Raw genomic sequence first — 13665 nt, 5'->3', positions numbered from 1 at the left:
GTTAGCTCTGGCCCGACATCGTCAAAAGCTATCAACCGAGGAGCCCGCGTGAGATCCCTCCGCAAGGCCGGACTGTGCGCCCTCGCCGCGGCCACGATGCTGGGCACGTCGGCGCTGACCGCGTCCGCGGCAGACCGCGCCGACTTCACCCTCACCGTGCTGTTCACGAGCGACATGGAGTCCGCGCTGCTCGGCGTGACCGGCTCCGGAGCGCAGGAGGGGCCGATCGTGGACGGCGGCGAGCGCCCCTACGGCAGCGCCTCCCGCGTCGCGACCCTGGTGGACGAGCTGCGGGCGGAGGCGACCCGTGGCAGGCCATCGCCGGGGCAGGCAGGACATCGAGGCGTCGTCACGGTGTCGGGCGGGGACAACTTCCTCGCAGGCCCCGAGTACTCGGCGAGCACGAGGGACGGCGCCCCGTTCTACGACGCGCTCGCGCTCGAACACATCGGCTACGACGTGAGCGCGCTCGGCAACCACGACTTCGACTTCGGCCCCGACGTGCTGGACCGGTTCCTCGACACGGCGGGCGACGAAGTGCCGTTCGTCAGCGCCAACCTCGACGTCTCGGGTGAGCCCGAGCTCGCCGCACACGCCGCCGACGGAACGCTCGCTCGCAGCAGGGTGCTGCGGACGGCAGGCGAGCGGGTCGGTGTCATCGGGCTCACCACCCCGGAGCTGCCCGCGATCTCCAGCCCTCGCGACGTCGAGGTGAGCCCCGAACTCGACGAGATCACGAACGCGCTCGCACGCGATCTCACCCGCCGTGGTGTGGACAAGGTGGTGCTGGTCAGCCACCTCCAGGACATCGACAACGAACTCGCACTGGTGCCGGAGCTGCGGAACGTGGACGCGGTGGTCGGCGCCGGTGGCGGCGAGATCCTCGCCGACCCCGGCGATCGCCTGATCCCCGGTGATGTCGCCGAGGGCAGTTTCCCCCGCTACGCCATCGACGCCGACGGACGGCGCGTCCCCGTGGTCGCCGTCGCGGGAGACTACAAGTACGTCGGCAGGCTCGTCCTGAACTTCGACCGCCACGGCACTGTCGTGAGCGTGGACGACGAATACACCCAGCCGGTGCGGGTCTCCGGGGTCGGCCCCGACGCGGTGCACGGCGACCCTGTGGTGCGGGCCGAGGTGGAGAAGCCGGTGTCCCACCATGTGCTCTCGCTCGCCGATGAGGTCGTCGCCACCACCGAGGTGCCGCTGAACGGCGTGCGCGGCGACGTCCGCAGCGAGGAGACGAACCTCGGCAACCTGGTCGCCGACAGTCTGCTGTGGGCGGGACGGCGCAACGCCGCCGAGTACGGCGTCGCGGAACCGCAGGTGGCGATCCAGAACGGTGGAGGCATTCGCAACGACTCCGTCCTGCCGGCAGGTGAGCTGACCGCGCTGCACACCTACGAGGTGGCTCCGTTCGCCAACTTCGTCGCCGTGGTCCCCGAGGTGCCGAGGGACGTGTTGCGGCAGTTACTCGAACGGGGAGTCGCCGCCGCGCCCGAGGCATCCGGCGCGTTCATGCAGGTGGCGGGGCTGTCCTTCACGTACGACCCGGCCAGGCGAGCGCAGGAGGTTCGCGAGGGCACCAACGAGATCGTGACGCCTGGCGAGCGGGTGCGCGACGTGGTGCTCGACGACGGCACGGTCCTGGTTTCGGACGGCGTCGTCGTGGAGGGGTCGCCGGTGTCGGTCGCGACCAACGACTTCTCCGCACGAGGCGGCGACGGGTACCCGTTCGCGGGGCTGCCGTTCACGAGCGTGGGCCTGACCTACCAGCAGGCTGTCCAGCGCCATCTCACCGAGGGACTCGGCGGAATGGTGACCTCGGCCGACTACCCGGTCGGTGGTGTGGGCCGGATCACCAGGCTGTGAGCACGGCGCGGGCGCAGGATGTGGTGTCCGGCGCCCGCTCTTTGCATTCCCGTTTCCTGCGGGCAGGATGAGACTAAGCACGCGCTTAGCGACCCGAAGGAGTGTCCGATGCCGGAAGCCGTCATCGTGTCCGCAGCCCGATCCCCCATCGGGCGGGCCCGCAAGGGCTCACTCGTGGACATGCGTCCCGACGACCTCACCGTACAGATGGTGCGGGCGGCGCTCGACAAGGTACCCGAGCTGGACCCGCGCGACATCGACGACCTCATGCTCGGCTGCGGCCTGCCGGGCGGCGAGCAGGGCTTCAACATGGGCCGCGTCGTCGCCGTCGAACTCGGCTACGACCACCTGCCCGGCTGCACGATCACGCGGTACTGCTCGTCGAGCCTCCAGACCACCAGGATGGCCCTGCACGCGATCAAGGCAGGCGAGGGCGACGTGTTCATCTCGGCAGGTGTCGAAGCCGTGTCACGAGCCGTGAACGGCACCTCCGACTCGTGGCCCGACACCCACAACCCGCAGTTCGCCGACGCGGAGTCCCGCACCGCACGGCGTGCCGAGTCGGGAGCCGACGGCTGGAGCGACCCCCGCGACAACGGTGAACTGCCCGACATCTACATCGCCATGGGGCAGACGGCCGAGAACCTCGCGTTGCACAAGGGTGTGTCCCGGCGCGAGATGGACGAGTTCGCCGTGCGGTCGCAGAACCTGGCCGAGAAGGCGCTCGCCGACGGGTTCTGGGCCAAGGAGATCACCCCGGTTACCCTGCCCGACGGCACCGTCGTGTCAGCCGACGACAGTCCACGGGCCGGCGTGACCATGGAGGGTGTCGAGGCACTGAAGCCGGTGTTCCGCCCCGACGGCAAGGTCACGGCGGGCAACGCCTGCCCGTTGAACGACGGCGCCGCAGCCCTCGTGATCATGAGCGACACGAAGGCTCGCGAACTGGGTATCACGCCGCTCGCGCGGATCGTCTCCACCGGCGTGTCCGGGCTGTCGCCGGAGATCATGGGTCTCGGCCCCGTCGAGGCGTCCAAGCAGGCGCTCGCCAGGGCAGGCCTGACCATCGGCGACATCGACCTCGTCGAGATCAACGAGGCGTTCGCCGCGCAGGTCATTCCGTCGTACCGGGACCTCGGAATCGACATCGACAAGCTCAACGTCAACGGCGGTGCGATCGCGGTCGGTCACCCGTTCGGCATGACCGGCGCGCGCATCACGACGACGCTGCTGAACTCCCTGCGCCATCACGACAAGCAGTTCGGGCTCGAGACGATGTGCGTCGGCGGCGGCCAGGGCATGGCCATGGTGATCGAAAGGCTGAGCTGAGGAAGCCGGTGTGCGCGAGCCTGCCGCCCGCGCACACCGCTCTCTTCTCTGGCAGGGCGGGTCCTGTCACACCGCCTGCGGCTGCCCGAAGCAGAGGACCCGCGCGGGTTCCGAGTAGTACGCTCCGCCGAGCGCGTCGCCGAGCATTCCGCACACGCCATCGACGTCGGTGGCTCCCTCCTCGACCCTGAGGATCATCAACTCGGCTTCCGACGCGGTGCAGGTCACCTTGCTGATGGCGGACATCTCACCGTCGAGGTTGGAGAGACAGTCACCGGCCTCCACGTTGAGAACGAGGCAGAGCTTGGTGCCGGTGTTGTAGTGGTACTCGTCGTAGTCGCCGTCGGGGCACGGACTCGACGTGCTACTGAGATTCGCGGCGACCCGCCACAGCGCCTTCGGATCGGAGCAGTCCACCGACCTCGCGACGGCGAGATCGTCGGAGCCCTTCACCGCGACGCAGTGGCCCACCGCGACGTTGCCACCGTCGGCTGTCGTGCCCGACGGCCGCGGCATCACCACGAGAGCCACGGCACCGGCCACCACGGCGAGCGCGACAACGACCGTGGCGACGACGGCGCCTGCCTTCAGCTTCTTCGGCGGAACGGGGGGAAGCGGCATGGGCGGCGCCGTGGGCAATTCGCCGTAGCGAGGCTCGCCCCACTGCTGCTCACCGAAAACCGGCCCTCCCGCGCCAGGCTGTTGCTGCCCGTACTGGGGTTGCCCGTACGCCGAGCCCGAGTGGAAGTCACCGGGCTGGGGACCGGAGCCGGGAGGGACACTCACCGCAACCTCACACCTGTTCGAGGGAATCCGCACCACAAGAATTCACATAGAGTAAATGCCTTGCCGCCGCGTCCACTTCGATCAGGTGACCACCAAGGTTCGAAGGATGCACGAGAGATGCGAGCCGGTTACGCACGCCAGTACCACAAAAAGAGGGCGCCCGACCTTCCGGTCGAGCGCCCTCAGCCGCCGGTCGAGGCGAAAGCCGTCAGTCGTTCTGTAGATACGACAGCAGCCGCAGGATCTCCAGGTACAGCCACACCAGGGTGACCAGGAGACCGAAAGCGACGAACCACGCGAACTTGGCCGGCATGCCCTGCCTGATGGCCTCGTCGGCCATGTCGAAGTCGAGCAAGAAGCTGAACGCCGCGATGCCGATGACCACGAGGCTGAACACGATCGCAAGGCCACTGCCGTCCCGCAGACCCGTGTTGACGCCGAAGAGGCTCAACACGAGGTTCACGAGCATGACGACGGCCACACCACCGAGTGCGCCGATCATCCACTTGCGGAACTTGGGTGTCACCTTGACCGCGCCGGTCTTGTAGACCACGAGCATCACGACGAACACGGCGGCGGTGCCGAGGATCGCCTGCAACGCGATACCCGGGTACAGCATCTCGAACACGCCGGTGATCGCACCGAGGAAGACACCCTCGGCTGCCGCGTACGCGAGCGTCATCGGCGCGCTGGCAAGCTGCTTGAAGATGATGATCAGAGAGAGCACGAGACCGACGAGCATCCCGGCGATCATCGCGCCGACGATGGGGCCCATCGTGCCCGAGGCAGCCTGCGTCTGCGCCCAGATCGCCGTGACGACGCCCACGAGAAGCGTCACGCCCAACGAGGCACCGGTCTTCATGACCACGTCGTCAACCGTCATGGGACGGCTCGCCTCGCCGGACGGCGCCTGCGGTGCACCGTAGCCCGTAGGCGGACCGTAGCCGGGCTGGCCGTACGGCTGGCCGAAGCCCGCGTACGGAGCGCCGGCCGCACCCCGTGGCAGGTTGCGGAAGGCGGGGTTGCTGGAAGTTCGCACCTGATCCTCCTGGATCTTTCGGCACTTGCATCGGTTCCAACGACCGTGCGCGCCGGTTGGTTCCCTTCAATGAAGTAAAGACAACTTTACCTGCTCAGGCCGACGCGAAAAGGGAGATCGGGTCCGGTTGTGGACCCTGCGGGGCCTCGCGGGCGGGGATGCCACCTCGCATCCTCCCCGAATGGGCCCCCACACGTCCACCGCCTGGCCGATTGTGCTGGTCGTGCGTCTCACGCCATTCTCACGACGCGAGTCAGATATGCCGGCGCGAACCGCCGCGTCACCGCGCCGACGTGATGGGGATCTCACCACAAGACCATTGGGGGTTTCGTCCCGTGACACGAAGACGCCCGGCGCAGGCGCTCCGCCTCGCCCTCGTCGCCCTGCTCGGCGCCCTGTCCCTCGTCGTGGTCGCACCCGCTGCGTCCGCGGAAGTCGATGAGGGCATCGGGCACCGGACCACTCCGGGTCAGTCCTGGGGCGGCAGAGACCGCGCCTACGACTGGCTCGGCTCCTACGTCGTGAACGGACAGCACGTGTTCTGCGTCTCGTTCGCGCTCAAGGCCCCGGACAGCGACGAGCGGTACGAACCCGGCGACGAACTTCTCACCAAGTGGGGAGAACCACTACCGGCCGACGCCGCGGCCAACATCTCCTACCTGCTGCTTCGCTACGGCGACACACGCGACGCCGACGAGGCGGCCGCACTCGCCCACCTCCTGCACTCCTACACCGCCGCGCCCCGCAGCGACGCCGACCTCGACCCTCGCAAGCCGTTCACCGAGATCGGCTACGACGTCGAGGCCCACTTCGCCAAGCTTCCGAAATCCGCGAAGGCCGCCGTGAAGCGACTGAGGGCTGACGCCGAGGCCAACAGGGGTCCATGGACCGCGACGGCGACAGCACCCGAGGGTGAACAGATCATCGACGCCCCCGCCGAGTGGTCGGTCACGGTCACCAACGCCGAGGGCAAGGGCATCCCCGGCGTCGAGGTGACCCTGACGCTGACCGACCTCGCCCCCGCTGGCGACGCCGGTGTCGAGCAACGTCCCGGCGCCGGAACGGCAGAGGGCACGGACGGAGCCGCCGCACCCGGAGCGTCGTCCGGCTCGTCCGCCACGGCGAAGGATGACTCGAAGGATGCGGAAACCTCCGAGGGCTCGCAGGACTCCGAGAACGCCAAGAACACCGAAAACCCCGAGACCGGCGAGACGGACGGCGCCGAGAACCCGAACGCCGCGGAGACCCAACCGCGGACGCGGGAGATCACACTGCTCACCGACGACACCGGGACCGTGCGCGTCAGCGCCGCGCCGACGGGCGAGCGGCCCGGCATCGCCGCGACGTTGGAGGCACCGGCCGAGCGCCCCTACGTGCGCGATCCGGTGACGGCCGACACGCAGCGTGTGGTCTCCACCGGTGGCGAGCAGACCCTCACCGCAAAGGCAGCAACAAGCGCCATCCCCGCGCCCGGCGTCGTGAAGGTGACCAAGGTGGACGACGAGACCGGCGAAGGCATCGCAGGGGTACCGCTGCGGCTCACTGCCGAGGACAAGTCGTCCCCCGCCGTCGGCTCCGACGGTGCGGAACTGGTGGGATCGGACGGTGAGCCGATCGTGGTGACCACCGAGGGCACCGAGGGGACGGTCACGATCGAGAACCTGCGCACCCCGCAGACGGTGTGCGTCATCGAGGTGAAGCCACCGAACGGATACACCCAGGCCTTCGATCCGAAGAACCCGCCGACGGCCTGCGGCGAACTCGAACCTGGCGGAACGCTCGAACTACGCATCGCCAACGTGGCCGACGAAGTGCCGAGAACCATCCCGGCAGGCGCTAAGACGACGGTGTCGCAGGCCGCGACCACCTCGGGCGCTCCGGTCGGTGCTCTCGTCGCACTCGGCGCTCTCGCACTGACCGTGTCGGCACTGGTTGGCTGGCTGGCTCGGAAGCGGATCACCCGGCAGCGATGACAGTCACCAGCGGGACCAGCGGGACGTCCGGACATGACGACCGGCGCCGGTGGCGCAGGGCCTACCTGCTCGGCGCCGGAAGCGTGCTCGCCGTCGAACTCGTTGTCGGCGGCGTGGTAGCACTGCGCTCACCGGCGGTCGTGGCCGGCACGGCGGTGCCTGCCCACCCGCCCGTACCGGTCGCACAACCCGTACCGGACGGGAAGAGGGAGACGGAGCGGGAACAGCGGCAGGCGCCCGAACGCAAGCCCGAAGAGGAGCGAGGCCGCGACGAGAGCACGCCGGAGGGCGGGGGCGAGAGCGGGGGCGAGAGCGAACCCGCCGACCAGCGACCCGTCGCGGCACCCAGCGGTCAGCGTCCCGGCACCGTCGTCCTGCCGGACGGCGGAACGGCGACGCTGGTCCGCAAGGAACTCGGCCCCGACGCGGTGCTGCCGGTACCGGACGATCTCGGCGAGGCCACCTGGTGGGGCGCCGGCCTCGACGCGCCGAGCGGCGCGAGCGTCTTCGCTGGGCATGTCAACTGGCGGGGCCGCACCGGCCCCTTCGCCGAGTTGTGGGATGTCCGCATCGGAGAGCGGGTGACCGTCACGGACGACGACGGGACCGAGTTCGCCTACTCCGTCTCCCAGATCATCACGCTGGGCAAGAACGAACTGCCTGCCCGCGCCACCGAACTGTTCGGCCAGAGCGGGCAGCATCGCCTTGTGCTGGTGACGTGCGGAGGGCGCTGGCTCGGCGGCACCACAGGGTACGCGGAGAACCGGGTGGTGATCGCCGAACCCGTCTGAACACAGCGGTCCGCACCACTCACCCGGTCGGCCTGCCTGACGCAGGCGTGACGGCACGCGCGGGTACGGTCGGAGCATGGCTTCCGACCACGATCACCGTCTGCTTCCGCTGAGGCGGGAGTTCGGCCAGGCATGGCATGGTTTCGACCGCAACCAGGTGGTGCAGTACCTCGACCATCTCGAAGCTCAGGTACACCGGCTCATCACCGAGCGGGATGCGGCGATGGCGCGGGCCAACGACTCGGCCCGTGAACTCGACGGCGCCCGCAGGGAGATCGCCAAGCTTCGGGATCGCGTCGAGGAGTTGAAGAAACCGCCGGAGCGCGTCGAGGACCTCGACGAGCGGATGCAGCGCACCGTCCAGCTCGCCGAGACGCAGGCCGCCGAGATCCTCGCGCGTGCCGAGGCAGCCGCGGAGAAGAACTGGGCAGAGAGCAGCAAGGTCTCGAAGCGGCTCCACGAGCGCTACCAGAAGCTGCTGGAAACGCTCGACAGCCACGCCGACGAGTTGAAGCGGGAGCACGAGGAGGCGCTGGCCGCCACCAAGGCCGAGGTGCAGCGCATGACCACGGAGGCGGCGAAGCGCCGGGAACAGCTCGACGCCGAGGCCGAGCACAAGCGCCGCAGGATCGAAAGCGACTTCCAGTCGCGGCTGGCCGCGGAGAAGAGCGCGCTGGAGAAGCACGTCGCCGATCAGACGACAGCGAGCAAGAACGCGGCCGAGCGGCGGATCGCCGAGGCGACGGCCGAGGCGAAGCGGCTGGTCGATGAAGCCACGGCCAAGGCCCGCAAGCTCGTGGACGAGGCCACGGCCGAGGCCGACCGCAGGACGACGGAGGCCAACGAGGTCGTCAGCCGCCTCACGCGGATCAGGGAGGAGGCCCGCGCGCGGCTCGCCGAGGCCGACCAGGTGCTGCGCCGCAGCGAGGCGGCGTTGATTCCTCCGTCCGATGAGGAGGCCACCGTCATCACGAAGGCCGCGAGCAGGCCAGGGGCCTGAGCCGGTTACGCACCTCCCGCGTACCCGCAGCAGCGCGGGGAGGCGCGTCACTCGGCCTGGCGATCACGCGGTAGCCACGACTGCGAACGAGGGGCGGGCCGGATCCGGCTCGCCCCTTGCTCAGCTCACCTTGCGCGCCTTCTCCAGGTTGGCCGCGAGATTGTCGATGGTCCTGGCCTGCGCGACGTAGTCCATGGAACTGAACTCCCACGGGTAGACCTGACCTGCCTTCGCCGCGGGCAGCTGCGCGAAGGTGGGCTGGTCCAGCATGGCTTCGCCGTCCATGGCGCGGAGGGAGTAGAGCACCACGTCGGTGCGGTAGTCGGTGATGTTCTCCCAGCTCACGGAGCGCCAGTAGTAGTCGGAGCCGCCGGGGTCGGGGTAGGAGAGTCCGAGATCGACGTAGCTGCGCAGCGCGGGGTCGTCCTTGGCCTTGGCGATGTGCACGCCCTCGCTCGGGTAGGCGGCGACCGCCATGACCGACAAGCCGCTGCCCGCGACCTTGCGCAGCCGCTCGCGCGCGGCTTCGTACTTCCGCCTTGGCTCCGCGAGGGTCTCTTCGGTGACTCCGAGCGACGTCGCGAGGTCCACGGTGCGTTCGATCACCTTGGTCGCCGGTCCCGCCATCGCGATGGCGACGATGGGTGCGACCTCACCGACGAGCTTCTGCTGTTCGAGGTCGTTGAAGCCGTACAGCGGTTTCGCGGGGTCGAGCTTGCCCGACGTGTCAACGGGGTAGGCGTGGGTGACGATCACGTCCGGTCGCTGGGCGGCGAGCGCCTCGACGTCGATCTGACCGTACGTATTGCCGACCTCGGTGACCTTGGAGGTGTCCTTGCCCTCGAAGTTCACGTCGTCGGCGAGCGCGGTGGCGCCGAAGGACGCCACCGGGACGATGCCGTAGTTCCACAACGACGCGATGGTGTCGTTCAGGCCCGCGATGCGGGTGGGCCGCCGGTCGAGGTTGACGGTGTTGCCGGTGTCGTCCTTGAACGACCACGACCCCGAGCCGCCGCCCTGGCCACTCGACGCTCCACCGCCGCAGGCGGCCAGCAGGCCGGTGGCCCCGACTGCGAGGCTGCCACCGAGGAACGCGCGACGAGACAGTGATCTGACCATGGCGGTTAGGTTAGACGAACCTAACTTCCCTCGGAAGTGTGATCTCGGCGGATCGATCTCCGGTCGTCCCGGGTCGTCGGCTCGTCGCGGAGCCTCTTCGGCATACGGTTCACAGGTCAGGAAGGGGGCCGAACGTGGCGAGGAGGACCGTGGACATGACGGTCGAAGCGGAGCCTGCGCTTGTGCCGGTGGTGCGAAACGTCGCTGCCGACCTGGCCATCCGGCTCGACCTCCAGCTCGACACGATCGCCGACCTGCGACTCGCCGTTGACGAGGCGTGCGGGCTGCTGCTGGCCCGCGCGGCGGCACCAACCCTGCTGCGAACCCGGTTCGTCATCGGCGACGGAACCATCACGGCGCGATCGGAGGTGGCGTGCCGTGACGGCACGTCGCTGCCCGAGAACGGCTTCAACTGGCACGTGCTCACCGCGCTGGTGCGCTCGGTGAAATGCTTCCACGCCCGCGGGGCCGGTGGGGAGACGCTCGCGGTCATCGAGCTCACCGTCGGCGACCGCTGACCGCGATCACCCCACGACCCACACAGCGTCCCGCGCCGCCCTCACCGTCCGGCGACGGCGGTCAGCCCTCCCAGCGGCACAGGAGCAGGCAGACGTCGTCGTCGTGATCGGTGGCGCCCAGCATCGCCTTCAGCACGTGCTCGGCCGTGCCGTCGAGTGCATCGACCCGGCAGGTACGGAACGCCTCGGCGAGCCGCTCCATGCCCGCGTCGAGATCACTCGACCTCCGCTCGATCAGACCGTCGGTGAACAACGCGACCGATGAACCGGGTTCGAGTTCGCGCTCGTGCTCGGGGAACTCCAGCCCCCGGGGCAGGTGGATGCCGAGCATCGGGGCGTGCTCGGCCTCGAGGAAGGACACCTCGCCGTCGCGGCTCCTCAGCAACGGCGGGGGGTGTCCGGCGCTGGTCCACCGCAGCAGCCCCGTTCCCGGCTCCACCTCGGCGACAACGGCCGTGGCATACAGCGGCGTGTCCAGCCCTCTGAGCAACTCGTGCACCAACCGCAGCGACGCGGCGGGGCCGTGCCCCTCCAGCGCGTACGCGCGCAAAGCGTTCTGGAGCTTCCCCATCACCACGGCGGCATCGACGCCGTGGCCCGTGACGTCGCCGACCGTCAGCACCACGGTACCGTCGGGGCGCGTCACCGCGTCGTACCAGTCACCGCCGACGTGGACACCGCTGGTGGCGGACCGGTAACGGGCGACGAGCCCGAGATCGCGCAGCGGCGCCAGCGTGGGCAACATCGCCAGCTGTAGCCGTTGGGCGAGTTCGTGTTCACGCTCGTACTCGTTGGCGTTGCGCAACCCGACGGCGGCCCGGTTGGCGATGCCCAGCGCGAGGTTGAGGTCGTCGTCGGTGAACTCGGTGAGGTCGCGGTGCAGGTCGAAGACACCGAGCACGTGCGGCCCCGCTGTCAGCGGCACACTCACCCTGCGCACGCCGTCCCGCACCGCGTCTTTTGTCCTCGCGGCACTGCGGGTGGCCTGGTCCGGCTCGCGCTCGGGGTCGTCGGGGCAGGACAGCCCGTATTCCGTCAGGATCCACACGCGGGTGCTGTCGGAGAAACCGTGGGAGCACACCAGCCGTCCGACCTCGTCGAGCAGATGAGTCGGGTCGAGTGACTTCCCCGAGGCCCGCGACACCTCGTCGAGGAACGACGTGCGCTGCCGTTGGCGGTCGATCTCCGCGTGCAAAGCGAGCAATCCGGCGTTGGTCTGTTCGAGCTCGGACTGGTGCCAGCGCAGGTTCCGATCGCGCTCACCCAGTATGTCGGCCAGCACCCGCAGAGCCGTGGCGAGTGTGTCCGCCGCCGTGTCGCTCCCCGAACCCTCACCGAGCCGCTCGTCCAGCCGTCGCCATACCTCGGGCGGGAGTTCTGTTTCCCCCAACGCACCGCGTAGCGCGGAACGTGCTGCGTCCCGGCTCGTTGCGCGAAGGTCGTCGGTCATGTGCTTCCACTTCCGGACACCACGACGACGCAGGCGTCGTCCCGGTGCCTTCCATATTTTCCCAGCAACCAGCCTGCCACCGTGGCGGGGTCGTGGTCGAAGGCGTCCGACTGCTCAGCAGGGCTCCACCGCTCCGACACGCCGTCGGTGTGCATCACCAGAAAGCTCCGGTGGTCCCAGGGACGCGCCAGCGGCAACGGCCGCCTCCCACTTCGCTGCCTTCTTCCCACGATGCCAGGAGTGGAGACCAGCGTCTCGTGAGAGCCGTCACCTCGGACAAGGCGCACGGTGGAATTGCCGACACCGCAGAACAGGACCGTCGATCGCGCGTGGTTGAACTGGGCCACCGCCACCGTGGCCCCGCGTCTCGGCCCCATGTCGGCGTCCATCGCGGAGACCAACGCACTCGGCGGCGCCGCCGGGTCCGCCGTCACGTGCGCCATCGCCGACCGGCTCGCCGCCGCGGCGTCGGGGCCGTGCCCGAGGCCGTCGCTCAACGCCACGGTGGTCACGCCGTCCGCGTTCGCGACGGCCCAGCTGTCGCCGCACGTCGTCTCACCGGGTGCGGGCAACAGTGCCGCGCCGATCCCGACGTCGGAGCTCCACGCGGCCGTCCTCGTCGTGTTTCGCCAGCGCGCCAGCACCGTCGTGCCCTCGCCGTAGCGCGAGAAGATGTCGAACTCGTCGGCCGTCCTGCGGATTCCGCCGAGTCCGATACCCAGCGTCCCCGTGGTGGAGTAGCCGTCCCGCATGCTCTGCGGCACGTGCTCGATGCCGGGCCCTCGATCGGTAGCGATGACGTCCAACCGATCCTCTGATGGCATCACGACGAGAAGCCCGCCCGTGGCGTACTTCACGAGATTGCTCGCCAGCTCCGACGTGGCGAGAGCCACACGCTCGGCGACGGAGTCGGGCAGTCCCGCACTCCGCGCGGCGCGGCCCGCGAGCTGGCGCGCCTGCGTCACGTGCACCGGCGACGTCACCGCAAGCGCCGCGCCGGTCATCCCGATGCCGATCTCGTGCGGAACGCGACCACCACCGTGGTCCCCTCACCCGGTGCTGTCTCAAGGTCGAACTCGTCGGCGAGCCTGCGAGCGCCGCTGAGCCCGAGCCCAAGCCCTCCCGCGCTGCTGTACCCGTCGGTGAGTGCCAGGTTGACGTCCTCGATGCCAGGACCCTCGTCACGGAAGACGAGCCGCACGGCCGTGTGCGCCGACGTGCGTTCGAGTTCGACCTCCGCGACCCCGCCGCCGCCGTGTTTGAGGGTGTTGCGAGCGAGTTCACTCGCCGCGGTCACCAGCTTGGTCTGCTCGACGAGTGAGAAGCCCACCGAGACCGCCACTTCCCGAGCAGCCTGCCTGACGTGCACGATGTCCACCTCCTCGCGGATCGGCACCTCGTGCACGGTCGAAACGCTCGTCATCGCAGCCCCGTGCTGCCCAGCAGGGAAAGCCCCCCTGCCACCGTCAACGCGGTTTCGAGGCCCGGCAACGTAAGCCCGAGTTCGACGAGCGTGATGGCCACCTCGGGACGCATGCCCACCACCACGGTCCTCGCGGCGAGGAGGGCGCTCGCGCCAGCGATGTCGTGCAGGGTCCTCGCGAGGAACGAGTCAACGATCTCCAACCCGGAGATGTCGATGAGCACCCCCCTCGCACTCGTCTCCGCGACCCGGGAGGTCAGCTCCTCCTGGAGTGTGAGGGCGTCGTCGTCGCTCAACTCGCCTTGGATCGTGACGAGCAGGACGTCACCGAGTCCGACGATCGAAGTCGTGGTGCTCATGCCGAA

13 protein-coding genes are annotated in these 13665 nt (G+C 69.2%); 6 read left to right on the top strand and 7 right to left on the bottom strand.

The annotated features are described in order from the left end of the window. The first annotated feature begins 48 nt into the window (after positions 1 to 48). Together SACXIDRAFT_RS14455 and SACXIDRAFT_RS14450 are read left to right on the top strand one after the other, a co-directional pair. Positions 49 to 1872, top strand: coding sequence for a bifunctional metallophosphatase/5'-nucleotidase (locus tag SACXIDRAFT_RS14455; RefSeq protein ID WP_006239313.1), 1824 nt, complete (start codon positions 49 to 51; stop codon positions 1870 to 1872). A 108-nt stretch (positions 1873 to 1980) separates the two neighbouring features. Further along, positions 1981 to 3201 (top strand): acetyl-CoA C-acetyltransferase, encoded by a 1221-nt coding sequence (locus tag SACXIDRAFT_RS14450; protein WP_006239312.1) that lies wholly within the window; start codon positions 1981 to 1983, stop codon positions 3199 to 3201. 66 nt (positions 3202 to 3267) lie between these two features. On the opposite strand, the gene SACXIDRAFT_RS14445 is transcribed toward SACXIDRAFT_RS14450, so the two are convergent. Both SACXIDRAFT_RS14445 and SACXIDRAFT_RS14440 read right to left on the bottom strand, forming a co-directional pair. Further along, a complete protein-coding gene (locus tag SACXIDRAFT_RS14445) occupies positions 3268 to 3987 on the bottom strand; it encodes an LppU/SCO3897 family protein (RefSeq protein WP_006239311.1) in 720 nt (239 codons plus the stop codon). 208 nt (positions 3988 to 4195) lie between these two features. Beyond that, positions 4196 to 5026, bottom strand: a complete 831-nt coding sequence (locus SACXIDRAFT_RS14440) for a Bax inhibitor-1/YccA family protein (protein WP_006239310.1) — start codon at positions 5024 to 5026, stop codon at positions 4196 to 4198. A gap of 335 nt (positions 5027 to 5361) precedes the next feature. Between SACXIDRAFT_RS14440 and SACXIDRAFT_RS14435 the strand changes: the two genes are divergently transcribed. The 3 genes from SACXIDRAFT_RS14435 (at position 5362) to SACXIDRAFT_RS14425 (ending at position 8790) form a co-directional block, all read left to right on the top strand. Continuing rightward, on the top strand, positions 5362 to 6999 hold the full coding sequence (locus SACXIDRAFT_RS14435) for a SpaA isopeptide-forming pilin-related protein (RefSeq protein ID WP_006239309.1): 1638 nt from the start codon (positions 5362 to 5364) through the stop codon (positions 6997 to 6999). Next, positions 6996 to 7790 (top strand): class F sortase, encoded by a 795-nt coding sequence (locus tag SACXIDRAFT_RS14430; protein WP_006239308.1) that lies wholly within the window; start codon positions 6996 to 6998, stop codon positions 7788 to 7790. Before SACXIDRAFT_RS14435 ends, SACXIDRAFT_RS14430 begins: the two co-directional genes overlap by 4 nt. Before the next feature lie 76 nt (positions 7791 to 7866). Beyond that, positions 7867 to 8790, top strand: coding sequence for a coiled-coil domain-containing protein (locus SACXIDRAFT_RS14425; RefSeq protein WP_006239307.1), 924 nt, complete (start codon positions 7867 to 7869; stop codon positions 8788 to 8790). 120 nt (positions 8791 to 8910) lie between these two features. Here the strand turns inward: SACXIDRAFT_RS14425 and SACXIDRAFT_RS14420 are convergent, their stop codons facing one another. Beyond that, complete coding sequence (locus SACXIDRAFT_RS14420) at positions 8911 to 9909, bottom strand: ABC transporter substrate-binding protein (RefSeq protein ID WP_006239306.1); 999 nt, start codon at positions 9907 to 9909, stop codon at positions 8911 to 8913. A 134-nt stretch (positions 9910 to 10043) separates the two neighbouring features. On the opposite strand from SACXIDRAFT_RS14420, the gene SACXIDRAFT_RS14415 reads away from it, so the two are divergent. Beyond that, positions 10044 to 10427 (top strand): ATP-binding protein, encoded by a 384-nt coding sequence (locus SACXIDRAFT_RS14415; RefSeq protein ID WP_006239305.1) that lies wholly within the window; start codon positions 10044 to 10046, stop codon positions 10425 to 10427. Between the two features lie 61 nt (positions 10428 to 10488). Here SACXIDRAFT_RS14415 and SACXIDRAFT_RS14410 read toward each other — a convergent pair whose 3' ends face one another. The 4 genes from SACXIDRAFT_RS14410 to SACXIDRAFT_RS14395 are packed head-to-tail and all read right to left on the bottom strand — an operon-like array spanning position 10489 to position 13659. After that, on the bottom strand, positions 10489 to 11877 hold the full coding sequence (locus tag SACXIDRAFT_RS14410) for a PP2C family protein-serine/threonine phosphatase (protein ID WP_006239304.1): 1389 nt from the start codon (positions 11875 to 11877) through the stop codon (positions 10489 to 10491). Next, positions 11874 to 12881, bottom strand: a complete 1008-nt coding sequence (locus SACXIDRAFT_RS14405) for an ATP-binding protein (RefSeq protein ID WP_006239303.1) — start codon at positions 12879 to 12881, stop codon at positions 11874 to 11876. The genes SACXIDRAFT_RS14410 and SACXIDRAFT_RS14405 overlap by 4 nt, the downstream gene beginning before the upstream one ends. Further along, positions 12878 to 13300, bottom strand: a complete 423-nt coding sequence (locus SACXIDRAFT_RS14400) for an anti-sigma regulatory factor (RefSeq protein WP_006239302.1) — start codon at positions 13298 to 13300, stop codon at positions 12878 to 12880. The genes SACXIDRAFT_RS14405 and SACXIDRAFT_RS14400 overlap by 4 nt, the downstream gene beginning before the upstream one ends. Beyond that, positions 13297 to 13659 (bottom strand): STAS domain-containing protein, encoded by a 363-nt coding sequence (locus SACXIDRAFT_RS14395; protein WP_006239301.1) that lies wholly within the window; start codon positions 13657 to 13659, stop codon positions 13297 to 13299. Before SACXIDRAFT_RS14395 ends, SACXIDRAFT_RS14400 begins: the two co-directional genes overlap by 4 nt. Between the last annotated feature and the right edge of the window lie 6 nt (positions 13660 to 13665).

Source organism: Saccharomonospora xinjiangensis XJ-54, assembly GCF_000258175.1.
GTDB classification, from domain to species: Bacteria; Actinomycetota; Actinomycetes; order Mycobacteriales; family Pseudonocardiaceae; genus Saccharomonospora; species Saccharomonospora xinjiangensis.
This window is presented reverse-complemented; position numbering and strand designations above follow the sequence as displayed.